This is a genomic window from Actinomadura sp. SCN-SB, from assembly GCF_043906805.1.
In the GTDB taxonomy this organism is placed as follows: Bacteria; Actinomycetota; Actinomycetes; order Streptosporangiales; family Streptosporangiaceae; genus Spirillospora.
In genome coordinates this window covers 200,360-223,325 of the sequence record NZ_JBIMPP010000003.1, presented here as the reverse complement: position 1 = coordinate 223,325, position 22,966 = coordinate 200,360, and the positions used below count along the sequence as shown (strand labels likewise).

The window sequence follows — 22,966 nt, the reverse complement described above, 5'->3', positions numbered from 1 at the left end:
GGTTCACTGCCGGTGGACATGCCCGTGCCCGTGCGTGTGCGGGCCCGCCGGGTCGTCGGGATGGTCGTGGGGGGCCTGCGGCGCCCCCACCCGGTGCTCGAAGCCCGGCATGGCGATCCGGTAGACGCAGGTGTCGCAGTTCATCCGGATGTCGCCGGCCAGGGCCTCCTCGTAGCGTTCGGCGACGACGTCCGCGAGCCCGTCGCAGTCGCCGATCACCTCGGCGCAGCGCACGTCCAGTTCGGGGTGCGAGGCCGCGTAGTCGCGGGCCTGCTGGGCGACCCGGTCCGGCAGCAGGCCCCTGAACAGGAAGTACGGCAGGACGACGACGCGCCGGGCGCCCAGCCTGCGCAGCCGTTCCAGTCCCTCCGGGACGCTGGGCCTGGCCAGCGAGACGAAGGCGGGCTCCACGCAGGCCAGACCGTGCCCCTGCTCGGGGCCACCCGCTCCGCGTCCCTCCCAGAAGAGCCGCGCGACCTTGTGGATCTCGGCGTTGGCGTCGGGGTCGGTGGAGCCGCGCCCCACCAGGAGCACCGCCGTGTCACGGTCGGGACGCGTGCCGTCCAGGACGCTCTCCATACGCTCTTGCAGGAGGTCGAGAAGGGTGGGATGCGGCCCGAGCGGGCGCCCGTAGCGGTAGGACAGCCCTGGATGCCGGGCCAGCTCACGAGCCATCGCGCCGGGGATGTCGCCCTTTCCGTGCCCGGCCGCGACGAGCACCAGCGGGACGGCGGCCACACGCCGGTGCCCGTCCGCGTAGAGCCCGGACACGGCCTCGGTCAGCGGCGGCGGGGACAGCTCGATGAATCCGCCCGCCACGGGCACGGGCATCCGCCCGCGGAGCCTCCGGAGGAACCGCCCGAAGTCGGCGACGCCGTCGGCGTCCCGCGTGCCGTGTCCCACGACCAGCAGCGGCCGTCCGCTGCCCTCGTCGCGTTCGGTCATGGCGCCTCGTTCTCCTCGTGCAGCAGGTAAAGCAGGGCGTTCGCGGCGGCGGCCGCGACCGCCGAGCCGCCCTTCTCCGAGACGTTGCTGAGCTGCGGAAGGCCGGAGGCGCGCAGCGCCTCCTTCGATTCGGCGGCTCCCACGAACCCCACGGGAAGGCCGATGACCAGCGCGGGACGCAGCCGCCCCGCGCCGAGCGCGACGATCTCGAACAGCGCGGTCGGGGCGCAGCCCACGACCCAGACCGCGCCCGGCCCGGCCTCGTCCGACGCGAGCCGGACGGCGGCGGCCGAACGGGTGATGCCCTCCTCCCGCGCCAGCGCCGCGGCCTCCGGGGTCCCGACGCGGCAGATCACCTCCCTGGAGGTGATCCCGGCCGCGACCATGCCGACGTCGGTGACGACCGGCGCCCCCGACCGCAGGGCCGCCAGGCCGCGTTCCAGGTCGGGCTCGGCGGCGCGCAGGTCGGCGGCGTACTCCAGGTCGGCGCTGGCGTGGATCACGCGCTCGGTCACGGCCCGGGTCAGCGGGGGGAGCGCGGACAGGTCGACGCGGGAGCGCAGGATCTCCATCGACCTGACCTCGATCGGATGGACGCGGCGTCCGGTCAGGCCCATCGATACCCCCTGGGGGTGATAAATCGCCCGGCGACCGTCCGGCTGCGGCTCGACCCGACCACCACCACGGTGACCATGTCGGCCATGGCGGGATCGACCTCCGCCAGCGTGGTCAGGGTGACCGACTCGCCGGGACGGGACGCGTCGCGGACCAGCCCGACCGGCGTGTCCGGCGGGCGGTGCGCGGACAGGATCGTCAGCGCGGCGGGCAACTGCCAGTCGCGGGCGCGGCTGCGGGGGTTGTAGAAGCAGACCACGAAGTCGCCCTCCGCCGCCGCCCGCACCCGCCGCTCGATGACCTCCCAGGGGGTGTGCAGGTCGGACAGGGAGATGGCGGCGTGGTCGTGCCCGAGCGGGGCGCCGAGCAGCGCGGACGCGGCCAGCGCGGCGGTGATCCCCGGGACGCCCTCCACCTCGACGCCGGAGGAGGCGAACTCCAGCGCGGGGCTCGCCATCGCGTACACGCCCGCGTCCCCGGAGCCGATGAGCGCCACGGCCCGCCCCGACTCCGCCTCCTCGACGGCGGCGCGGGCGCGTTCCTCCTCGCGTCCGAGGCCGCTCGCCATCACCCGCGTCCCGGGACGCAGCAGGTCGCGGACCTGCTCGACGTACTGGTCCAGTCCCACCACCACCGACGACCGCCGCAGCACGGCCTCCGCGCGCGGGGTGAGCAGGTCACGGGCGCCCGGACCGATCCCCACAAGGCCGAGCCGCCCCTTCGGGTGGAGCCGCGCCACGGCCGCGGTCGCGGCGGCCGACTTGCGCTTCTCCGCGACCAGCTCGGCACCGCGTCCAAGGGCACGGGCCGCGTGCAGCGCCGCCGCCTCGGCGACGCTCGGCGTCCCCACCTCGGCACGGACGACCTCGGACGGGTTGGGCACCTCGACCCGCGCCAGCACGTCCGCGGGGAAGGTGACGACCTCCCAGCCGCGCGCCTCGGCCGCGTCCAGGATCCCCTGCTCGCCGGCCTTCACGTCCACGGTCGCCAGGCACCGCACCGACGCGGGCGCCAGGCCGGCGTCGGCGAGCGTCCGGTCGAGCAGCCCACCGACCTCCGCGGCCGTGACGCCCCGCGCGGACCCGACCCCGACGACCAGCGACGGGGGCCGGTAGACCAGGCGGTCGCGGCGCGAGTTCGCGGGCTCCGCCCGGTCGGTGACCAGAATCCCCGCCGACGCCTCGGGGTGCTCGCGGACGACGTTGGACGGCAGGGCGGGCAGCGGCCATCCGTCCGCGCCCTCGATCGTCACCGGCTCCCCGGACAGGACGGCCGCGCCGACGCGGGCGAGCACTTCCGGGTTGTGGACGGTGAAGCCGAGATCCGCGCCGTAGGAGTCGAGCGGGGTGATCCCGGCGCCGTCGCTGGCGGTCGTGACGACGGGCTCGCAGCCCAGCACCCCGGCCAGCCGCCCGGCCAGCAGGTTCGCGCCGTGATGCCCGCCCAGGACCGCCACCGCGTGGCGCAGCCCCTCGTCCACGCACACCACGGCCGGGTCCGTGGTCTTGTGCCCCAGCAGCGGCGCCAGCACCCGGACCGTCGCCCCCACCGCCAGGAAGCTGACGATCGCGTCGCACGTCCCCCACGCCTCACGCAGCGCGGCGGACGCCTTGTCGCCCCTGAAGGAACGCACCTCGCCGGGCCAGGCCGCCTCCAGCGCCGCCGCGGCGGCACGTCCGTTGGCCGTGGCCGCGACCACCCCGATCATCGAAGGCCCCCCGGCTCGGGAAGCGGAGCGATCGTCACCGAGGGCGGCGCCTCGCGCCGGACCGGCCTCGCCACCGACCGGTCGTCCACCCTGCGCTCACCCCACACGACGAACACACCGGTCGGCGAACGGCCGACCAGGCCCGCCTGCAAGCGGACGGCATGGGCGGTCAAGGACGCGCGTTTGATCGCCTCGATCGCCGCCTGGACGCGATCGGCCCGGTGCAGAACGATCACCACGCTGCGCAGGGCGCGGGACGCGCACACCCGCGCCACCTCAGGCCCGCCCCCGCCGACGAACACCGCGTCCGGCTCGGGCAGGTGGTCCAGGACGCCGGGGGCCGTGCCACGTGACACCGCCACCTTCACGCGATGCGCCCGCACGTTGGCGCGGATGCGCTCGCAGGCCGCCTCGTCCTTCTCCACCGCGACGACGGCCGCTCCGAAGCGCGCGCACTCGATCGCGACCTCGCCTCGTCCCGCGCCCACGTCCCAGACCATGTCGCCGATGCGCGGTCCCAGCTTGGCCAGCGCGAACGCCCTCACCTCAGGGCCGAACACCGGACGTCCCGGCCCGAACGCCGCGTCCGGCAACGCCCACTCGGACGGCCCTGGACGCGGACCGGCGATCCAGCCGGGCTCACCGCCCGCCGCCACCCGCCTCGGGTCGAGCACCAGCACCACGTTCGGGTCACGCCACGGCCGCGTGGTGGCCTCGGCCGGACGCACGCTCACGACCCGTTCATGAGGCCCGCCCAGGTCCTCGCAGACCACGAACGTCCGGGGCGTCTGCGGGAACAGCTCGCGCGCCAGCTCGGCCGGGCCCGAACCCGGCGCCGTCAGCACCGCGACCTTCGGGTGGGCGCGGCACGCGTTCACGGCGCGGCGCAGCTCACGGCCGTGCGCGGACACCACCAGCGCGTCGTCCCACGGCAGCCCGGCCCGCGCGAACGCCCGCGCGACCGACGACAGCGCAGGGATGACGCGGGGCCGCCGGCCGCGCTTGCGCAGCGCCCGGACGATCCCGAAGAACCCGGGATCCCCGCTGGCCACCACGACCACCCGGCCCTGGTCGTCGTCGCGGTCGAGTTCGGCGTCGATCGCGTCCAGCGCCGGGCGCAGCTCCCCCATCACGACCGTGCGGACGCCTTCCGGTACGGGCATCGCGGCCAGGTGCCGCGCGCCCCCGACCACGAGCGAGGCGCGTTCCAGCAGCTCGCGGGCCTCTCCGCCGGGCGGCGAACCGTCGTGACCGAGCACCACCAGCGAGCTCATCGGCGCAGCCGCCCGTACATGCCGATCATGCGTTCGCCGGCGTCGTCCAGCAGCACCACCTGCGCCGCGATCGGATCGTCGCCGGCTCCCGCGGCGGCGCTCTCCAGCTCGGCGGCGACGCGCCGGCACAGCTCACGGCCGCACGGCCCCAGCAGGCCCGCGTCCCGCCACAGCGCGCAGGCCCGCCGCGCGGACCCGGCCGCGGCCACCTCGGCGGCCAGCTCGGGCGTCCCGCCCATGTCGATCGTGATCTCGCCGAGCAGCCCGTCCGCCCCCAGGCCGAGCGCCGCCACCAGGTCGTCCGCCGTGGCGAACAGGATGAGCCGGCCGAGACCGTGCTCCACCGCCTGCCGCAGCGCCCGCGCCGGATCCGCCGACTCGGCGAAGCACACCCCGGGCAACGCGGGCAGCATCCGCGCCGCCGTCCGCCCCGACGGCTCGGGGCCGTGCAGGACGAGGGTCCGCTCCCCCTCCGCCGAGATCGCCGCCACCCGTGCCTCGATGTCACCGCCGCTCATGAGGATCGAGCCTCCCTGAGACGGCGCCGGGCGGCCGGCTCGGCGCGCCGGTGCTCGTGGAAGTGGCCCGGGTGGTAGAGGTGCGAACGGGTGCCGCCCGCCGCCAGCGCCGGACCCACCAGCACCAGCGTGTGCTTCCACAGCCTGTGCGCCTTCATCGTGGCCGCCAGCTCGCCCAGCGCGCACCGCACGACCAGCTCGTCCGGCCAGCTCACCCGGTACGCGATCACGCACGGGGTGTCCTCCGGGTAGCCGCCGTCCAGCAGCTCGTCCTGCAACCGCGCCGAGCGCGCCGCGGACAGGAACAGCGCCATCGTCGTCCCGTGCCGGGCGAACTCGCCGACCTCCTCACCCGGCGGCATCGGCGTCTTGCCCCCGCCGAGCCGCGTCAGCACCACCGACTGCGCGACCTCGGGGATGGTCAGCTCGCGTTCCACCGCCGCGGCCGCCGCGCTGAAGCTGGACACGCCGGGGACGACCTCGGTGTCCAGGCCCATCGCCTTGCAGCGGTCGAGCTGCTCCTGCAACGCGCCCCACAACGCGGGGTCGCCGGAATGGATGCGGGCGACCGTCAGCCCCTCGGCCGCCGCCCGCTCGTAGTACGGCAGGACGCCCTCCATCGGCAGCCGGGCCGAGTCGACGATCTCCGCGTCCGGCTTGGCGTGCTCCAGCACATCCGGGTGGACCAGGCTGGCCGCCCAGATCACCACGTCCGCCGCCGCGATCGACCGGGCCGCGCGGAAGGTCAGCAGGTCGGCGGCGCCCGGTCCGGCACCGACGAACACGACCCTACCCTTGCCCCCGCCTCTGGGCTCGGCCATCACAGCCTCCCTCCCCTGCCGCCACGGCGGACGCCGGGCACGATGAGCGCCGACAGGTACGGGACGGGGCCGGTCAGTTCCCGCGCCGCCCGGACCTCCTCGCCCGGCAGGCCCAGCCGGGCCCCGTACACGGCGCCGTCCAGCCGTCCCGCGTCCTTCAACGCGCCGATCACCTCGTCCGCGACCGAGCCGAACTTGTAGGCCACGACGGTGTCGCCCGACTCCAGCGCGGAGCGGAGCGCGGTGAACGCGGCGTCCCCGCCGGTCATCGGCACCAGCGTCACCGACTCCGCGCCCTCGGCCAGGACGGTGCCCGACCGGGCGGCCAGGTCCTGCATCGCGGTGATGCCGGGCACCGCCGCGATCTCGGTGCCGGGCCGCAGCTCCCGCACGGTCTGCGCCAGGTAGGTGAAGGTCGAGTAGACGTGGGGGTCGCCGATCGTCGCGAACGCCACGGTCGCGGCGCCATCGTCGAAGGCCCGCACGACCCGTTCGGCGGCGGCGTCCCAGGCGGCGGCGCGCCGCTCGGTGACGCCGCCCCTGTCGTTGAGGGCGAACACCACCCGCTCGGCCTTGGTCGTGTACGCGCGGACGACCGATTCGGCGCGGCCCTCCTCGTCCGGCGCCATCACCGGCACCAGGACGACGTCCGCCTCACGCAGGATCCGCACACCCTTGGCCGTCACCAGTTCGGGATCCCCCGGGCCCACGCCCACCCCGACGAGCCGCCGCGTCCCCGCCGCGGAGTCACCGGCCTCCAGGTCGGCGGCCAGCAGCGAGAACACGTGCTGGCCGGCGATGCCGCCGTCCGGGTCGCGGTCGGCCGCGCGCAGCAGCCCCTCATGCCGGAAGCCGGACTTCTCCGCCACCCGCAGGGACGGGACGTTGCCCTCCCTGATCCGCAGCTCCAGCCGGCGCAGCCCGCCCTCGCTCAGCGCCCACCGGCTCAGCGTCCTGAGCGCGTCGGTGGCCAGTCCCCGCCCGCGCTCCGGACGCCGGATCGCGTACCCGCACAGGGCCGCGCCCACCGGCCAGTCCACCCCCCAGATCCCGATCGCGCCGCTCAGCCCGCCGGTCACCCGGTCAGTCACCGCAAGGTGCAGCCCGAGACCCGTCCGGGCCAGGTCGTGGACGCCCTGCGAGAGCCACCAGTGCAACGGGTCGCCCCCGGACGGGACGTTGGGCGGCAGGAAGTTCTCACCCTCCCGCATAGCCGTCGTGATCGCGTCCAGGTCCGCGGGACCGAAGGGACGCAACAACACCCGCTCGCCCTCCAGCCGCAGGCTTCCGTCGAAGCGAGTCATCCCGATCCCCTTGCCGCCGCTACCAGGCGTTCCGCGAACGCGGGTTCTCCTGCCCAGTGCAGATGCAGGTAGGAGGCGACGCAATCCCCCTGGACGAAACCTTCCTTTGTGGGGGGACGACCCCCCACACCCCCCGGAACAACCGCACGACCGCCCTCCGGGCACTCGGACGGTCGTGCCGGGCCGGATCTGGTCCACTGCCAGGCGGCCGTCTTCCCATGCCGTGGCTCGGTGACGGTGCGGTGGAACTCGTGGCCCCTCACTCGTTCACCGGCACGGGCGACCACCGAGTCGCTGACCGCGACGGCCGACCGGTAGCCCAGCGTCAGGCGCGGCCCCATGGTCGCCGACACCCCGTCCAGGACGCCGCACATCGGCTTTCCGTCCAGCTCACGCGCCAGGTAGAGGAGACCGGCGCACTCGGCGTAGACGGGGCCGCGGGCGGCGAAGGCCCCGAGCGAGCGGCGCAGCGGCTCGTTCGCCGACAGCTCGGCCGCGTACATCTCGGGGAAGCCGCCGCCGATGACCACGGCCCGCGTCCCGTCCGGAAGGGCCTCGTCGCGCAGCGGGTCGAACCGGACGACCTCCGCGCCCGCCGCCTCCAGCAGTTCCTCGTTCTCCGCGTACCCGAACGTGAACGCGGGCCCGCCGGCGACCGCGACGCGCGGGCGCCCGCCCTGCTCGCCGACCTGATCGCCCGGCTCCCACGGCCTGGCCCGCAACGGCGGCGCGCCGCGCGCCAGGGCCGTCACCGCGTCGAGGTCGCAGGACGAGGCGACCAGCGCGCCGAGCCGCTCCACGGTCGCGACCGCCTCGGCGTTCCGCTCGGCCGCCGGGATCAGCCCGAGATGCCGGGACGGGGTCTCGACCCCGGGATCGCGCCGCAGCGCCCCCAACACCGGCACGCCCAGCTCCTCGATCGCGTCCCGGCACATCCGCTCGTGCCCGTCCGAGCCGATCCGGTTCAGGATCACCCCGCCGAGCCTGACCCGGTCGTCGTAGGTACGGAAGCCGTGCACGGTCGCCGCGACCGAACGGCCCGCCGCCGACGCGTCCACCACCAGGACGACCGGGGCGTCCAGCAGCCCGGCCACATGCGCGGTCGACGCGAAACCACCCTGCTCCGCACTATCTCTGGGGGCGGACCCCAGAGATCGGGAGGCGCCGTCGAACAGCCCCATGACCCCCTCGACCACCGCCACGCCGGCGCCCGCCGCTCCGTGCAGGAACAGCGGGGCGACCAGCTCCTCGGAGGTCAGCCACGGATCCAGGTTGCGGCCGGGACGGCCGGTGGCCAGCGAGTGGTAGCCGGGATCGATGTAGTCGGGGCCCACCTTGTGCGGCGAGACGCGCGTCCCGCGTGCCGCCAGCGCCGCCATCAGCCCGGTGGCCACCGTCGTCTTCCCGCTGCCCGACGCGGGCGCGGAGACGACCAGCCGGGCTACCATTCGATGCCCTTCTGGCCCTTCTGCCCGCGGTCCATCGGATGCCTGACCTTGCCCATCTCGGTGACCAGATCGGCGAACGCCACCAGCCGCGGATCGGCGTCCCTGCCGGTGATCACCACATGCTGGTCGCCGGGACGGTCCTTCAGCGCGGCGATGACGTCGTCCACGTCCACCCAGCCCCACTTCATCGGGTAGGTGAACTCGTCCAGCACGTAGAAGCGGTAGGTCTCGGCGGCCAGGTCCCGCTTGATCTGCTCCCAGCCCTCGCGGGCGTCCGCCTCGTGGTCGGCCTCGGTGCCCGGCCGCCGAATCCACGACCAGCCCTCGCCCATCTTGTTCCAGGTCACCGGGCCGCCCTCGCCGCTCTCCCCGAGCACGCGCAGCGCCCGCTCCTCACCGATCCGCCACTTGGCCGACTTGACGAACTGGAACACCCCGATCGGCCAGCCCTGGTTCCACGCGCGCAGCGCCATCCCGAACGCGGCGGTCGACTTGCCCTTGCCCGGACCCGTGTGAACGATCACCAGCGGCCGGTTGCGCCGCTGCCTGGTGGTCAGCCCGTCGTCGGGCACGTACTCCGGCTTGCCCTGCGGCATCGTCGCTCACGCCACCCTTCGCCTGGACGCCCGCACCACGCCCGCCAGGCCCTCGGCCGCCAGGTCGTCCAGCCGTACCGTCTCGGCGCCGAGCAGCGTCCCCAGCTCGGCCGCCAGGCCCAGCCTGACGGGACCGGACTCGCAGTCCACCACGACCGACGCCACCCCGGCGGCGGCCAGCACGCCCGCGGCCGACGCCGGGGCCGGGCCATGCGTGGCGCGCCCGTCGGTCACCACCACGAGCAGCGGACGGCGGGAGGGATCGCGCATCCGCTCCACGCGCAGGACCTCGGCGGCACGCAGCAGGCCCGCCGCCAGCGGCGTCCTCCCGCCGGTGCGCAGCCGCTCCAGGCGCCGCGCCCCCGCCTCCACCGACGAGGTCGGCGGCAGCGCCACCTCCGCCTCGGTGCCCCGGAACGTGATCAGGCCGACCTTGTCGCGGCGCTGGTAGGCGTCCAGGAGCAGGCTCAGCACGGCGCCCTTCACCGCGCGCATCCGGCGCCGCGCTGCCATCGAACCGCTGGCGTCCACGACGAACAGCACCAGGTTGCCCTCGCGTCCGTCCCGCACGGCGGCGCGCAGGTCGCCCGGCGCGACGAGGATCCCCGGCCCGGAGCGCCCGCGCGCCTGCTGGTGCGGCGCGGCGGCGCGCAGGGTCGCGGCCAGATGCAGGCCGCCTTCGTGCCCTGGGCGGGTGCCCGAGATCCGCCCGTACGGGCCGCGCGCCTTGGAACGGCGGCCGGGGGCGCCGGTGCCGGTGCCCGGCACCGTGAACAGCCGGGGACGGTACGCGGCATCGGCCTGGGCGGGCTCGCCCTCACCGGCATCGTGGTGCTTGGCGGGCAGGCGTTCACCGTCGTTCGCCGACCGGCCGTTCAGCAGGGCGTCCAGGGTGCTGAGCACGCTCTCGCCGCCTCCGCCGCCGGGGCCGCCTTCAGGACCGCCATCGGGGCCGTCGTCTTGGGGGCCGGGGCCACCTTCCGGGTCCGGGTCCGGATCCGGCTCGGGGCCTCCGTGCTCGCGCAGGACCTCGTCGAGCTTGTCCTCGTCCAGTCCGGGCGCGTCGAACGGGTCGCGGCGGCGCCGGTGCGGCAGCGCCAGCCGGGCGGCCGTCCGCACGTCCTCCGCGGTCACCGTGGTGCGGCGGTGCCAGGCGGCCAGCGCGATCGCGGCCCGCGCGGTCACCAGGTCGGCGCGCAGCCCGTCCACCTCGAACGCCGCGCACACCGCCGTGATCTGGGCGAGCGCCGCGTCCGGAAGCGTCACCGCGGGCAGCCGCGCCTGCGCGGAGGCGATCCGGGCGGCCAGCTCCGCCTCCGCCATCGCCCAGCGCGCGGCGAACCCGGCCGGGTCACGCTCGAACTCCAGCCGCCGCCGCACCACCTCGGCGCGTTCGGCGGGGTCACGGGTCGCGGCGACCTCCACGGTCAGCCCGAAACGGTCCAGCAGCTGCGGGCGCAGCTCCCCTTCCTCCGGGTTCATGGTGCCCACCAGCAGGAACCGGGCGGCGTGGCGGATCGAGACGCCCTCGCGCTCCACATACGACTCGCCCATCGCGGCGGCGTCCAGCAGCAGGTCCACCAGGTGGTCGTGCAGCAGGTTGACCTCGTCGACGTACAGGACGCCGCGGTGCGCGGAGGCCAGCAGCCCCGGCTCGTACGCCTTCACGCCCTCGGTGAGCGCGCGTTCGATGTCGAGGGAGCCGGTGAGCCGGTCCTCGGAGGCGCCGACGGGCAGCTCGACCAGGCGGGCGGGCCGCTCCCGCGCCGGGATGTGCGGCTCTTCGCCGTCCGGATCGTCGTCCGCTTCCAGGTGGCCGCGCGCGACCGCGTCGATCGCCGCCGGCTCCAGCGGCGGGTGCGGGCCGTCCGGGCAGGCCGGGTCGGGTTCGAGCGGGTCGCACGAGAACCGGCAGCCCGTCACCACCGGCACCGGCGGCAGCAGGTCGGCCAGCGCCCGGACGATCGTCGACTTGGCGGTCCCCTTCTCGCCCCGGACCAGCACGCCGCCGACGCCCGGCGAGACCGCGTTGACCAGAAGCGCGAGTTTGAGGTCGTCCATCCCGACGACCGCGGAAAAGGGGTAGCGCGCCCGGCGGGGCGCGCCCGCGCGGCTCATCGGCCCATCAGACAGGGCATGCCTCTTGTCCTTCCCTCGGGTGTCCACGCCCGTGGCTTCATGTGAGGGACGTCCCCTGGCGGGGGACCCGTGTCCCTCCGACGGCCGGAGTCTCCTGGCTCCCGGATCGCCGCTCCCCCTCAGCCTTCCAGCGTCGCCGCCGTGGCACCTCGCGAGGGGAAGCTCCCCATGGTCACAGTTGCGGGACAGCCCCGGATTCGCACCGGGTTCCTCCGCGTCCGTCGACTGCACAGGATGGCACACCCGCGGCGACCGCCCAAGCGGCGCATGGGTGAGATCCGTTCCGCGACCAGGCGGCGACGGCGCGTAAGACCTGGCCGGAGCGCATTGGCACACCGGCGGCGCCGTGTTTCACTGGTGCGATGGATCGCACCCTTGAGCCGACTTCCCCGCATCACCGGGCGACGGGTGTCTCCTGGACCCGCACCCGACGTTCCTGAGTTCCGGCGCCCTGCCCACCCCGTTCCCGAAAGCGTTCCCCGAGCCCGTTCCGACCGTCCGCGCGCCGACCCGCCCAGGTCCCTCAGGCTGAGCCGGGAGGGTCGGCGGGCAGCCGGAGGAGGACGGGGATCGCGAACCACACGGCCTTGCCCGGACCGTGCGGGAAGCGGCGCGAGCGCGTCCGCAGCATGCCCCAGCGCCCTTCCGACAGCTCGTTCACGATGCTCAGCCCGCGGCCGTAGTCGCCGGACGTCCAGGAGTAGCCGGGCAGCCGCGCGCCGCGGTGCCGGTCGAAGACCGCGCAGCGCGCCTCACCGACGAGTTCGCCCGCTGTGCCGTCAGGGCCGTCCGCCGCCTCGTCCAAGGGCTGCTCGGGGTAGAGCCACAGCTCGGTAGGGCCATGGTCGCGGGCGTGCTGGTGCGCGTTGGTGGCCAGCTCGCTCACGATCAGCCGGGCGTCGCAGATCACGGAGCGGGGGGCGCCCGCCAGGGCCAGCGCCTCGCCCAGGATCGCGCGGGCGTAGCGGGCGCAGCCGGGGCCCGGAGGCAGCGCCCACACCTGCCCGATCGGCGGCGCGCAGGAACGCGGCACACAGGCGGGCGGGTCCGTGAGCGGCATCGTGTCCGGGACGCCACGCCCCCCGTCGCCCACCGGGCCGCCGGGTTCCACCGGCTGATGCGGCCTTACGGCGCTCTGCGCGTCGCCGGCTGTCTTCGGCGTGGTCATCACGGGATCCTCCCGCGCCGGCGCCCGGTGCCCCGGCCGCCTGCGCTCTTCGTAGTCCTCGCTGTCGCCCCGTTACTTACCGTTCACGCGCGGTCACCCCTCAGCTTTGCCTGGGATTCTCACGACCGCAACCGCTTCTGGAGACTTCCGGAGATTGGCCTTACCGGCTTAGTCGTTTCTGTTGAACTGAGCCGACCGAATAGGAAGACTCTCGCCACATGACATACCGGCCCACCGTTCGCGGCCGCAGGCTGGCCCGCGAACTGCGGAGACTGCGCGAACTGCAGCGGCTCACGTTGCAGGAGGTGGCGGACCGGCTGGACTGGTCCAGGGCCACCGTCTCGCGGCTCGAAACCGGGCAGACCCGCCCCAAGCCGAACGACATCGCCGACCTGCTCGACCTGTACGGGGTCCCGAGCCCCCAGCGGGACGCGCTGATCACCCTTGCCCGCGAGGCCGGCCAGCGCGGCTGGTGGACGGCCTACGCGGACGTGTTCACCGGCAGCTACGTGGCGCTGGAGGACGAGGCGTCGCTGATCAGGACCTGGGACCCCCAGCTGATCCACGGCCTGCTGCAGACCGAGGACTACGCGCGGGCGGTGATCACCGCAGGCCGGATGCTGCCCACCACGGAGGACATCGAGCGCCGGATCGACGCCCGCAAGGCCCGGCAGGCATTACTGAACCGCGAGCGGGCGCCGCAGATTCACCTGATCTTCGACGAGTCCGTGCTGAGGCGCCCGATCGGCGGGCCGGGCGTGCTACGGGCACAGTTGGAGTGGCTGCTGGAGCTTGCGGAACGGCCGCAGATCACCATCCAGGTGCTGCCGTTCGAGGCCAGGGAACATGCCGGACTTGACGGTCGTTTCACGATACTTTCGTTTCCGGACCCGGCAGACCCGGATATCGCCTATGTCGAGGGCACTATGGGCGACGTTTATCTTGAGAGTGCCGAGGCAATAGCATCACATGGGGAACGCTTCGAGCGCATCATGAAGCAGGCCAAGTCCCCTGAGGATTCCGCGCCCCTCATCGCCGAGGCAGCAAGGAGCAGCCCGTGAACCACCCCCATCACGCCCTCACCTCCGCCCGTTGGCGCAAGTCGTCCTACAGCGGCAGCGGCGACCAGTGCGTCGAAGTGGCGGAACTCGACGCCGGAACGCACGCGGTGCGCGACTCCAAGGATCCACACGGCCCCGCGTTGACGCTGACGGCGGCCGAATGGCGCTCGTTCATCGAGGCCGTCCGGCACGCCTGACCCGTCCCGGCCGCCGATCGTCCCGGCGGCCCGGCCCGGTGACACGGCTTCTCCGCGCCGACCGCGCCATCCGGGTGATGCAGGGTCATCCTGATGTCGGGTAACCCAGGGGCCGCGGCACACGCCGCGGCCCTTCGCCATGTCCGCGCCGCCTCCGTCCCTCCCGGTCCTCCCGCCCCTCGCCCGGAACTAGAACGTGTTCTAGTATCGCCGTGCGCCCCGGCACCCACGGGGCCGGTGAGGGAGGACGCCCGATGACCGCGGAAATGAAGCTCGGCATCCATGTCGGATACTGGCAGCGCGACCCCGAGGACCGCACCGAGACCGTGCTGGCCGCCGAACGGCTCGGCTACGACTCGGTGTTCACCGCCGAGGCGTACGGGTCCGACGCCTTCACCCCGCTGACCTGGTACGCCGCCCGTACCTCCACCATCAGGCTCGGCACCTCGGTCGTGCAGATGTCCGCGCGCACACCGGCCGCCACCGCCATGCACGCCCTCACCCTGGACGCGCTCTCCGGCGGACGGGTGATCCTGGGCATCGGCGCGTCCGGGCCGCAGGTGGTGGAGGGCTGGTACGGGGTGCCGTTCCCCAAGCCGCTCGCGCGCACCCGCGAGTACATCGACATCCTCCGCCGGGTCTGGCGCCGCGAGGAACCGGTGACCAGCGAAGGGCCGCACTACCCGCTGCCGTACCCCGGCGGCACCGGCCTCGGCAAGCCGCTGAAGTCGATCGTCCACCCCGTCCGCCCCGAGATCCCGATCTATCTCGGCGCGGAGGGACCGAAGAACATCGCGCTGGCCGCCGAACTGGCCCAGGGCTGGCTGCCGCTGTTCATCGACCCCACGCGGATCGAACCGCTGTTCGGCGAGGCGCTGGCGGGACGTCCCGACGGGTTCGAGATCGCCGCGACCGTCACCACGATCGTCACCGACGACCTCGCGTCCGCGCTGGAGTTCGCCAAGATCCCGCTCGCGTTCTACATCGGCGGGATGGGCGCCAGGGACCGCAACTTCCACCTCGACCTGATCGGCAGGCTCGGCTACGCCGAACAGGCCGCCCGCGTCCAGGAGCTGTTCCTGGACGGGCGCCGCGCCGAGGCGATCAAGGCCGTGCCGGACGAGCTGGCCGACTCCATCTCGCTGCTGGGGCCGATCGGCCGGATCAAGGAACGGCTGGCGCTGTGGCGCGACAGCCCCATCACCACCCTGCTCATCGCCGGCGTCCACGACGAGCCCACGCTGCGCGCGCTCAAGGAGCTGGTGGACGGCTGAAGGCGGGGGAATGCGCGGCGCGTCCCCGGCGCTGAACCGGGTACATGATCGGAACTCGGGGGAAGGGACGATGATGTCCACGCAGGTCGAGGCCGCGCGATTGCTGGTCCGCACGCTGGAGGCCGAAGGCGTGCGGTACGTGTTCGGTCTGCCCGGCGAGGAGAACATCCATTTCGTCGACGCGCTGCGCGACTCGTCGATCCGGTACGTGCTGGTCAGGCACGAACAGGGCGCGGCGTTCATGGCCGAGATCCACGGCCGGCTGACCGGGCGGGCCGGGGTGGCCTCGGCCACGCTCGGCCCCGGCGCGATCAACCTTCAGCTCGGCGTGGCGGACGCCACCACCAACAGCACCCCGGTCGTGGCGATCTCCGCGCAGGTCGGCCTCGACCGGATCTACAAGGAGTCGCACCAGATCGTCGACCTGGTCGCGATGTTCAAGCCCATCACCAAGTGGGCGGACCTGGTGCTCACCGCCGAGGCGCTGCCGGAGATGGTGCGCAAGGCGTTCAAGACCGCGCAGACCGAGCGTCCCGGCGCCGTCTACCTCGCCATCCCCGAGGACGTCGAGGCCGCGACGGTCGACAGCGAGCTGAAGCCGCTGCCCGTGAACGTCGTCCGCCCGCAGGAGCCGTCGGCCGCGCAGATCGCCCGCGCCGCCGACGTCCTCGCCCTCGCCGAACGGCCGATCGTCCTGGCCGGGCACGGCGCCACCCGCGACCAGGCGTCACAGGCGCTCATCGACTTCGCCGAGCACCTCGGGCTGCCCGTCGCGACCACCTTCAACGGCAAGGGCGTGTTCCCCGACGACCACCCCAACGCGCTCGGCGCCGTCGGCTTCATGCGGCACGACTACGTCAACTTCGGCTTCGACGCGGCCGACGTGCTGATCACGGTCGGGTACGAGCTCCAGGAGTTCGACCCCGCCAAGATCAACCCCAAGGGCGACAAGAAGATCATTCATATCCACCGGTTCCCCGCCGAAGTGGACGAACACTACCCGGTGCAGGTCGGCATCCAAGGCGACATCTCACGCTCCCTCATCGAACTCGGCGAGGCCACCCGCCGCCGCTTCGACCTGAACGGCACCGAGCACACCATCCGCCGGATGATCCGCGAGGAACTGGACCGGGGCCGCGCCGACGACGGCTTCCCGATGTCGCCGCTGCGCGTGGTCGCCGACATCCGCGAGGCGATGGGACGCCACGACATCGTGCTGGCCGACACCGGCGCGGTGAAGATGTGGATGGCCCGGCTCTACCCGACCTACGAGCCCAACACGCTGCTCGTCTCCAACGGCCTGTCCTCGATGGGCTTCTCGGTGCCGGGCGCCATCGCCGCCAAACTCGCCCTCCCCGACCGCAAGGTCCTGGCCGCCACCGGAGACGGCGCCTTCCTGATGAACTCCCAGGAACTGGAAACCGCGATCCGCGAGAACGTGCCCATCACCGTACTGATCTGGGAGGACGGCGCGTACGGGCTGATCGAATGGAAGATGGACCTGGAACTGGGCCGCAGCTCCAACATCGCGTTCGGCAACCCCGACTTCGTCGCCTACGCCGAAAGCTTCGGCGCCAAAGGCTACCGGGTCACCTCCGCCGACGAACTGCTCCCCACCCTCCGCAAAGCCCTCTCCGACAACGGCGTCTCAGTGGTCACCGTCCCCGTCGACTACTCCCACAACCTCCGCCTGACCGACGCACTCGGCGGGCTTTAAAGCTTATTGGCAAGCGCAAGCTGCGCTCGCGGCGATCGCTGCATCGCTCCGACTCGCCCTAGGGGGCTCGCTACGCGATCAGATTCTCGCTCCGCTCGAATCTGCCTTCGGACGCGATCTCAACGCCTGAGCGACCGTTCGGGGCTGGGGTGACGGGCTGGGGTGGGTGTGAAGGTTTTATTGTGGGCGGGGTTGTTCCATCAGCCTCCGGTTATTAGGGGCGGCAGAGGATTTCGCCGTTGAGGACGGCGAACCAGCCGTCTTCTGCCGCGGCCCAGGATTTCCAGCCCTCGTACACGCGTTCCAGGCGCTCGCGGGTCGCGTGTCCGCCCGCGATGGCGCGCTCGGCCACGTGGGAGCGGACCATCCGGCCGCCCCAGGTTCCGCTCCACCACTCGCGCTCCTCCGGTGTGGAGAAGCACCAGGTGGAGGCGCCGGCGTCGATCTCGCTGAAGCCCGCCTCGCGGGCCCAGGCGAGCATGCGCCGTCCCGCGTCCGGCTCGCCGCCCACCTCACGCGCCACCCGGTAGTAGATCGGCAGCCAGTCGTCCATGCCGGGCGGCCTCGGATGCCAGACCATCCCGCCGAAGTCCGCCTCGCGTGCCGCCACCACGCCGCCCGGCTTGCACACCCGCCGCATCTCCCGCAGGGCCTGGACGGGGTCGGCCAAGTGCTGGAGCACCTGGTGGGCGTGGACGACGTCGAAGGTGGCGTCGGGGAAGTCCAGGGCGAGCACGTCGCCCACCGCGAACTCGACGTTGGTCACGCCGCGCGCCTCGGCCGTCCGCCGCGCCTCGTCCAGGATGCCCGGCGCGGAGTCGATGGCGGTCACCGTGCCGGGGGCGACCCGCGCGGCCAGGCCCGCGGTGATCGTCCCCGGTCCGCAGCCCACGTCCAGCAGGGAGAGCCCGGGACGCAGGTGCCCGAGCAGGTACGCCGCCGAGTTCTCGGCGGTGCGCCACTGGTGGGAGGCCAGCACTGTCGCGTCGTGTCCGTGGAGGTAGTCCATGCCGGAGACGGTAACCCAGCCGACCAGCATTTGAGAATGACGTCTTGATATGTGAGATGAGCGGGCCAAGAGAACGGGGCGGAGACGATCGTCGTCTCCGCCCCGTTCCGGGTCAGGTAGGGTGCGGCTACGCCGCCTCGGCGAAGGACGGGCGGCGGCGCGCGGGCATCCGGCGCGTGGCGGGCAGGGGCTCGACGACGGCCAGCGCGGGCAGTGCCTCGACGGCGGCGGTCTCGGCGTAGGCGTTGATCGCGAGGTGGGACAGCTCGGTGAGCCACGGCTCGACGACGGTCCGCTCGGCGGGACCGTGCAACCGCGGACGTGAGATGTGAGACGTGCCGGTCGCTGCGCTCACTGCCACTACCCCTTTCGGCACACCGGTGGCGCCCTCCCCCTGAGACCGCCTCACCGGAAACGGGATGTATCCGGAGATACGCACCGAACAATCTCCCCGGTTCGATGCCCTACTCAACGATGTACCCCGTAATCACATTCCTAACGTAGGCATCAGCACTGACATTTCTTCGTGACGTACCAGGACCGGGAGGGATCGCACTGGTACCGGAGTCGCTCTACGGCCTGCCCGCCGTGGTGCCGCCGCTGTGGCTGCTGGCGGCAGGCGGCTGGATCGCCGTCGCGGCGGGCCTGCGCCGGGGGCTGTCCGGGCAGGCCCGCCGCGCCGCGCTGATCGCGCACGTCATGACCGCTCCGGGGGTGGTGCTGGTCTGCGCGACCCTGGGGTTCGGCTTCCTGTACGCGACGGTCGCGCTGACCGCCGAGTGGTGGGCGCTGATCGTCGCCACGAGGCTGCGGCCCGAGCGGCTGGTGGCGTCGGGCTCGCCGTCCCGGCTGGCCGTCTGGTCGGCGCTGGCCGCGGTCGCCCTGCTCGGCGGCACCCAGCTGGTGCATCTGGCGCCGCCCGGCTGATCCCGAATCCACCCGCGCGATAACGCGATATTCGGCACAATCGTCCGGCGAACCATCCCGGACCCGACCTGATCTCCTCAAAGGTACGTAGTATCCGGGCAGCGGGCTCGCCCGTCCCCTCGGAGGTGGCTCATGCCGTGTGCGCTGTGCGGCGACATCATCCCGACCGAGATCGCCCGGTGCCCGGCCTGCGGCGCCTGGGCGCGCCGGCGGGACTTCCGCGCCGTCGGGGTGGCGGTGTTCATGCTGCTGGGCTTCAACGCGTTCATCGCGCTGGGCTCGGGGATCAGCATGGTCCGGCTCACCGGCCCGCTGCGCGACGCGACCCGGGACACCTACGACCCGGCGGTCACCTGGCGGGCGCTGTCCCCGTACGTCGAGGTGTTCGTCCTCGGCGCGGTCATGGCCGGGGTCACGGGCCTGCTGTATCTGGGGTGGCTCTGGCGCGCGCACCGGCAGTCCCCTGGCCCGCACCGGTACGGCAGGGCGTGGGTGGTGCTGGGCTGGGTCGTCCCGCTGGGCGTCCTGTGGATCCCGCCGAGGGTCGTGTACGACGTGTGGGTCACCAGCGGACGGCTCCGCACCGCGCAACGGCATGTCGCGGCGGCGGTCGTGGGCGCCTGGTGGACGTGCGTCCTGCTGGGCATCTTCCTTGCCCGGCTGTTCTCGGGCCTCGGCCTCCACACCCTTCCGGACGCGCGGCTCGCCGTGCATGTCGGCGTCGCCGCGGCGGCCTGTCAGGCGCTGGCCGCCGCGCTGTGCATGGCCACCGTCTTCGAGATCACCCGCGCCCAGGTCGCCAGGGAAGCCTGACCGGCTAGGGCGACGTCGGCCCCGAACTGCCGCCGCTGGCGTGCCACAGCTTGGCGGGCGGGCGCTTCACCGCCTCCCCCGCGTGCCCGATGTCGGCGTACGGGGACATCGCGAACCCGTTGGCGTACAGGACGCGACGGGCCACCGGACGCGCGGGCCCACCCCCGCGCGCCGGGGCCATCGCCCGCCGCAGCGCCTCGTCCCCGCCCTGCCGCCACGCCTCGTACAGGACGGTCAGGTCCCAGCAGTCGGACCCGGTGATCGACACCACCTCCGAGGGCGGCCCCCCGGACGGCTTCCCCGCCCGCCGCGCCACCCGTACCCAGGGACGGCGCAGCCTGCCCCGGACGACCATCAGCCACGAGCCGAACACGGTGGCGGCGCAGCGGTCCTGGACGGACTCGAAGAACGCCAGGTCAACCGGGCCGGTGGAGTCGTCGAGCGTGGCGAAGATGATCCGCTGCCCCGACCGCACCGCCGGCGTCTGGGTGGCGACCTTGACCCCGGCGACCAGCACGTCCTCCCCCTCGCGGCGGGACGGCAGGTCGCGGGCGCGGACCACGCCGAGCCGGTCGAGCAGCGCGTCGTAGAAGGTCAGCACGTGCCGGCTGACGTCGATGCCGAGGATGTCCAGCTCCGCCTCGACCATCTCGCCGGGCGTCATCGGCGGCAGCTCCCCGACCGGGATCGGCTCCAGGGTCCCGCCCTCCGCCGCGGGGTCCTCAAGGGCGAGCTGCCCCTCCACGACCGTCCCGGGACGCGCGGACGAGCGGTCCAGCGCGCCGACCCGGCAGAGCAGGTCCCGCCGCGTCGGCACCCCGGCGTCCTCCGTGACGTCCCCGATGCCGTACAGGGCGTCGAACCCCCCGGCGAGCACCAGCCGTTCGGCGGTGGGACGGGACACGCGGGCGCGCCGCCAGAACTCGGTCAGCGACCGGTAGGGCCGCCCCGCGACGATCCGCTCGATCTCCGCCTCGGTGATCCCCCGGACCTCGCTGAGCGCCACCCTGATGCCCCGCGTGCCGTCCGCCGTGGGCTCGGCCTGCCAGAACGCGCCGGAGGCGTTGACGTCCAGCGGCAGGATCGGGACGCCGAAGTGCCGCGCGTCGTCCAGGATGACCCGTTTGGGGTACATGCCGGGGTCGTGGGTGAGCACGCCCGCGTAGAACGCCGCGGGGTGATGCCGTTTCAGCCAGGCCGACTGGTACGTGGGCAGCGCGAACGACGCGGCGTGCGCCTTGCAGAACCCGAACGCCCCGAACGCGGTCAGCGTCCGCCAGACCCTGGCGACCGTCTCCTCGCCGTAGCCGCGTGCCAGCGCGCGTTCCCGGAACCACGCGCCGACCTCGGCCTGCCCCTCCTCGTCGGCGAGGGCGCGGCGCGCCGCCTCGGCCTCCGACAACCCGCAGCCGGTCATCACGTCCAGGACGCGGAGCACCTGCTCGTGGAAGACCACCACGCCCAGGCTCTCGCGTAACGGCCCGGCCAGGTCGGGATGCGGGTACGCGGGCTCGCGGAGCCCGTGCCGCGCCGCCAGGAACGGGGTGACCATGTCGGAGTTGACCGGCCCCGGCCGGAACAGCGAGATGTCGATGATCAGGTCGCCCATGGTGCGCGGCAGCAGCTTGCCGACCAGCTCGCGCTGGCCCGGCGACTCGATCTGGAAGCAGCCCAGCGTCCTGGACGCGCAGATCATCTCGTAGGTGGGGCCGTCGTCGTGCGGGACGGCCTCCAGGTCGATCCGCGTGCCCTCGACCCGTTCGATCTCGTTCACCGCGTGCGCCATCGCCGACTGCATCCGCACCCCGAGGACGTCCAGCTTGAGCAGGCCCATGGCCTCGACGTCGTCCTTGTCGAACTGGCTCATCGGGAAGCCGAGCAGGCTCGGCTCCACCGGCGTGCGGTCGCGCAGCGTCGCGTTCGACAGCAGGACGCCGCAGGGGTGCATCGCGACGTGCCGGGGCAGCCCGTCCAGCCGCTCGGCGATCCGGAAGATCACCCCGAGCCGTCCGTGCGCCAGGTTGCTCTGCCGCAGCTCGGGCAGGTCGTGCAGGGCGGCGCCGATCTGCCTGGCCCTGATGTGCGGGAACGCCTTGGCGATCGCGTCGATCTCGGCGGGCGGCAGCCCGATCGCGCCGCCCACGTCCCGGATGGCGCTGCGCGCACGGTAGGTCTCCATCATCGACACGCACGCCACGCTGTCCTCGCCGAACCGCTCGAACAGCGCGCGGTACGCCTCAAGCCGCCGCGCCGACTCCACGTCCAGGTCGATGTCGGGCAGCCCGGGACGGCTGTCGGCCAGGAACCGCTCCATCACCAGGTCGTGCCGGAGCGGGTCGAGGTCGCCGATGCCGAGCAGGTAGTTGACCAGGCTGCCCGCGCCAGACCCGCGGATGGCGCAGCGGATGCCCAGCGAGCGGATCAGCGCGGCGGCGTCGGCGACGGTGAGGAAGTAGGCGGCCAGGCCCTTGCGCGCGATGATGCCCAGCTCGTGCTCCAGCCGCCGTGCCGCCTCGGCCGAGCGGTCGAGCCCGCGCCGCACCAGGCCCTCGCCGCACCTGGCGACCAGCCGCCCGTACGGGTCGGGGCCGGTCTCCGGCAGGTGGACGTCGTCCATCCCCATGTCGTGGCCGGGGTCGAGGGCGCAGCGTTCCGACAGCCGCCGCGTCGCGTCCAGCAGTGCCCGTGCCTCGGCCGCGTCCGAGCCGCACACCCGCTCGGCGATGCGCCGCATCTCCGGGACCGACTTGAGGTAGGCGTGGCCTGTCTGGTCCTCCAGGTGCCGCCGATGCAGCGGGACGAGGCGGCGCGCCACGTCCAGCACCTGCGCCACGGGGTAGTCCGAGGGCTCCAGGTATCGCACGGGGTTGGCCAGCACCGCGGGGACCCCGGCCTCGCGTGCCAGCGCCAGCATCCGGGCGGCCTCGAACGTCTCTCCCTTGCCGTGCTGGTCGACGATCTCCACGACCGTCTCGGCCGTCTCCCGCCAGGCCGCCAGCCGTGCCGCCGCCAGGTCGGGACGGCGGTCGGCGATGGCGCGTCCCACGTCGGAGCGCGGGCCGAGCAGCACCACCAGCCCGTCGGCGTGCGCCCCGATCAGCTCCCGGCTCGCGACGGGCGCGCCGCGCTCCCCCGCCTCGTGCGCCGCCGTGACCAGCCTGCACAGCGATCCCCACCCGATGCGCCCGGTCGCCAGCGCCACCACCCGCCCGACGTCGGTGGTCAGGTCGGCTCCCAGGACGGGACGCAGTCCCGCGGCACGGCAGGCGAGCACATGCTTGACCGCGCCGTACAGGCCGTCCCTGTCGGTGAGCGCCAGCGTCTCCATGCCCAGCTCCGCCGCGCGCGCGGCGAGCAGGCGCGGCGGCGCGACACCATGGCGCAAGGAGAACGAGGACGCGACATGCAGGTGCATGGGAGCCGACCCCCTTC

The 22,966-nt window shown here is 73.5% G+C and carries 20 protein-coding genes and 1 riboswitch; of the genes, 6 read left to right on the top strand and 14 right to left on the bottom strand.

Going from position 1 to position 22,966, the window contains the following annotated elements; translation table 11 throughout:
* Window positions 1-3: 3 nt before the first annotated feature.
* The 11 genes from ACGWYJ_RS03535 to ACGWYJ_RS03485 form a co-directional block, all read right to left on the bottom strand.
* Entirely contained in the window at window positions 4-945 is a 942-nt protein-coding gene (locus tag ACGWYJ_RS03535; RefSeq protein ID WP_395104065.1) for a sirohydrochlorin chelatase, read from the bottom strand.
* Window positions 942-1,562 (bottom strand): precorrin-8X methylmutase, encoded by a 621-nt coding sequence (locus ACGWYJ_RS03530; RefSeq protein WP_395104064.1) that lies wholly within the window; start codon window positions 1,560-1,562, stop codon window positions 942-944. Before ACGWYJ_RS03530 ends, ACGWYJ_RS03535 begins: the two co-directional genes overlap by 4 nt.
* A complete protein-coding gene (cobJ, locus tag ACGWYJ_RS03525; protein WP_395104063.1) occupies window positions 1,553-3,268 on the bottom strand; it encodes a precorrin-3B C(17)-methyltransferase in 1,716 nt (571 codons plus the stop codon). Before cobJ ends, ACGWYJ_RS03530 begins: the two co-directional genes overlap by 10 nt.
* Entirely contained in the window at window positions 3,265-4,542 is a 1,278-nt protein-coding gene (gene cbiE, locus ACGWYJ_RS03520; RefSeq protein WP_395104061.1) for a precorrin-6y C5,15-methyltransferase (decarboxylating) subunit CbiE, read from the bottom strand. The genes cobJ and cbiE overlap by 4 nt, the downstream gene beginning before the upstream one ends.
* On the bottom strand, window positions 4,539-5,060 hold the full coding sequence (locus ACGWYJ_RS03515) for a hypothetical protein (protein WP_395104060.1): 522 nt from the start codon (window positions 5,058-5,060) through the stop codon (window positions 4,539-4,541). Before ACGWYJ_RS03515 ends, cbiE begins: the two co-directional genes overlap by 4 nt.
* Window positions 5,057-5,881 (bottom strand): precorrin-4 C(11)-methyltransferase, encoded by an 825-nt coding sequence (gene cobM / locus ACGWYJ_RS03510; RefSeq protein ID WP_395104059.1) that lies wholly within the window; start codon window positions 5,879-5,881, stop codon window positions 5,057-5,059. Before cobM ends, ACGWYJ_RS03515 begins: the two co-directional genes overlap by 4 nt.
* Entirely contained in the window at window positions 5,881-7,185 is a 1,305-nt protein-coding gene (gene cobI, locus ACGWYJ_RS03505) for a precorrin-2 C(20)-methyltransferase (RefSeq protein ID WP_395104058.1), read from the bottom strand. The genes cobM and cobI overlap by 1 nt, the downstream gene beginning before the upstream one ends.
* The gene (locus ACGWYJ_RS03500; RefSeq protein ID WP_395104057.1) at window positions 7,182-8,633 is read right to left on the bottom strand and encodes a cobyrinate a,c-diamide synthase; all 1,452 of its coding nucleotides are present in this window, start codon (window positions 8,631-8,633) and stop codon (window positions 7,182-7,184) included. The genes cobI and ACGWYJ_RS03500 overlap by 4 nt, the downstream gene beginning before the upstream one ends.
* Complete coding sequence (gene cobO, locus ACGWYJ_RS03495; RefSeq protein ID WP_395104056.1) at window positions 8,627-9,229, bottom strand: cob(I)yrinic acid a,c-diamide adenosyltransferase; 603 nt, start codon at window positions 9,227-9,229, stop codon at window positions 8,627-8,629. The genes ACGWYJ_RS03500 and cobO overlap by 7 nt, the downstream gene beginning before the upstream one ends.
* Before the next feature lie 6 nt (window positions 9,230-9,235).
* A complete protein-coding gene (locus ACGWYJ_RS03490) occupies window positions 9,236-11,347 on the bottom strand; it encodes a putative cobaltochelatase (protein WP_395104055.1) in 2,112 nt (703 codons plus the stop codon).
* A gap of 108 nt (window positions 11,348-11,455) precedes the next feature.
* Window positions 11,456-11,581, bottom strand: a riboswitch (cobalamin riboswitch).
* Window positions 11,582-11,891: 310 nt separating this feature from the next.
* Complete coding sequence (locus tag ACGWYJ_RS03485; RefSeq protein ID WP_395104054.1) at window positions 11,892-12,536, bottom strand: ATP-binding protein; 645 nt, start codon at window positions 12,534-12,536, stop codon at window positions 11,892-11,894.
* Between the two features lie 218 nt (window positions 12,537-12,754).
* Between ACGWYJ_RS03485 and ACGWYJ_RS03480 the strand changes: the two genes are divergently transcribed.
* The 4 genes from ACGWYJ_RS03480 (at window position 12,755) to ACGWYJ_RS03465 (ending at window position 16,785) form a co-directional block, all read left to right on the top strand.
* Entirely contained in the window at window positions 12,755-13,597 is an 843-nt protein-coding gene (locus ACGWYJ_RS03480) for a helix-turn-helix domain-containing protein (protein ID WP_395104053.1), read from the top strand.
* Window positions 13,594-13,794, top strand: coding sequence for a DUF397 domain-containing protein (locus ACGWYJ_RS03475; protein WP_395104052.1), 201 nt, complete (start codon window positions 13,594-13,596; stop codon window positions 13,792-13,794). The genes ACGWYJ_RS03480 and ACGWYJ_RS03475 overlap by 4 nt, the downstream gene beginning before the upstream one ends.
* A 254-nt stretch (window positions 13,795-14,048) precedes the next feature.
* The gene (locus tag ACGWYJ_RS03470; protein WP_395104050.1) at window positions 14,049-15,068 is read left to right on the top strand and encodes an LLM class F420-dependent oxidoreductase; all 1,020 of its coding nucleotides are present in this window, start codon (window positions 14,049-14,051) and stop codon (window positions 15,066-15,068) included.
* 70 nt (window positions 15,069-15,138) lie between these two features.
* Window positions 15,139-16,785, top strand: coding sequence for an acetolactate synthase large subunit (locus ACGWYJ_RS03465; protein WP_395104048.1), 1,647 nt, complete (start codon window positions 15,139-15,141; stop codon window positions 16,783-16,785).
* A 214-nt stretch (window positions 16,786-16,999) separates the two neighbouring features.
* Here the strand turns inward: ACGWYJ_RS03465 and ACGWYJ_RS03460 are convergent, their stop codons facing one another.
* Window positions 17,000-17,794 (bottom strand): methyltransferase domain-containing protein, encoded by a 795-nt coding sequence (locus tag ACGWYJ_RS03460; protein WP_395104047.1) that lies wholly within the window; start codon window positions 17,792-17,794, stop codon window positions 17,000-17,002.
* A 127-nt stretch (window positions 17,795-17,921) separates the two neighbouring features.
* Window positions 17,922-18,149, bottom strand: coding sequence for a hypothetical protein (locus ACGWYJ_RS03455; RefSeq protein ID WP_395104046.1), 228 nt, complete (start codon window positions 18,147-18,149; stop codon window positions 17,922-17,924).
* Window positions 18,150-18,382: 233 nt separating this feature from the next.
* On the opposite strand from ACGWYJ_RS03455, the gene ACGWYJ_RS03450 reads away from it, so the two are divergent.
* Both ACGWYJ_RS03450 and ACGWYJ_RS03445 read left to right on the top strand, forming a co-directional pair.
* Window positions 18,383-18,721, top strand: coding sequence for a hypothetical protein (locus ACGWYJ_RS03450; protein WP_395104044.1), 339 nt, complete (start codon window positions 18,383-18,385; stop codon window positions 18,719-18,721).
* 132 nt (window positions 18,722-18,853) lie between these two features.
* On the top strand, window positions 18,854-19,534 hold the full coding sequence (locus ACGWYJ_RS03445; protein WP_395104043.1) for a DUF4328 domain-containing protein: 681 nt from the start codon (window positions 18,854-18,856) through the stop codon (window positions 19,532-19,534).
* A gap of 4 nt (window positions 19,535-19,538) precedes the next feature.
* Here the strand turns inward: ACGWYJ_RS03445 and ACGWYJ_RS03440 are convergent, their stop codons facing one another.
* Complete coding sequence (locus tag ACGWYJ_RS03440; RefSeq protein ID WP_395104042.1) at window positions 19,539-22,949, bottom strand: DNA polymerase III subunit alpha; 3,411 nt, start codon at window positions 22,947-22,949, stop codon at window positions 19,539-19,541.
* Window positions 22,950-22,966 lie beyond the last annotated feature (17 nt).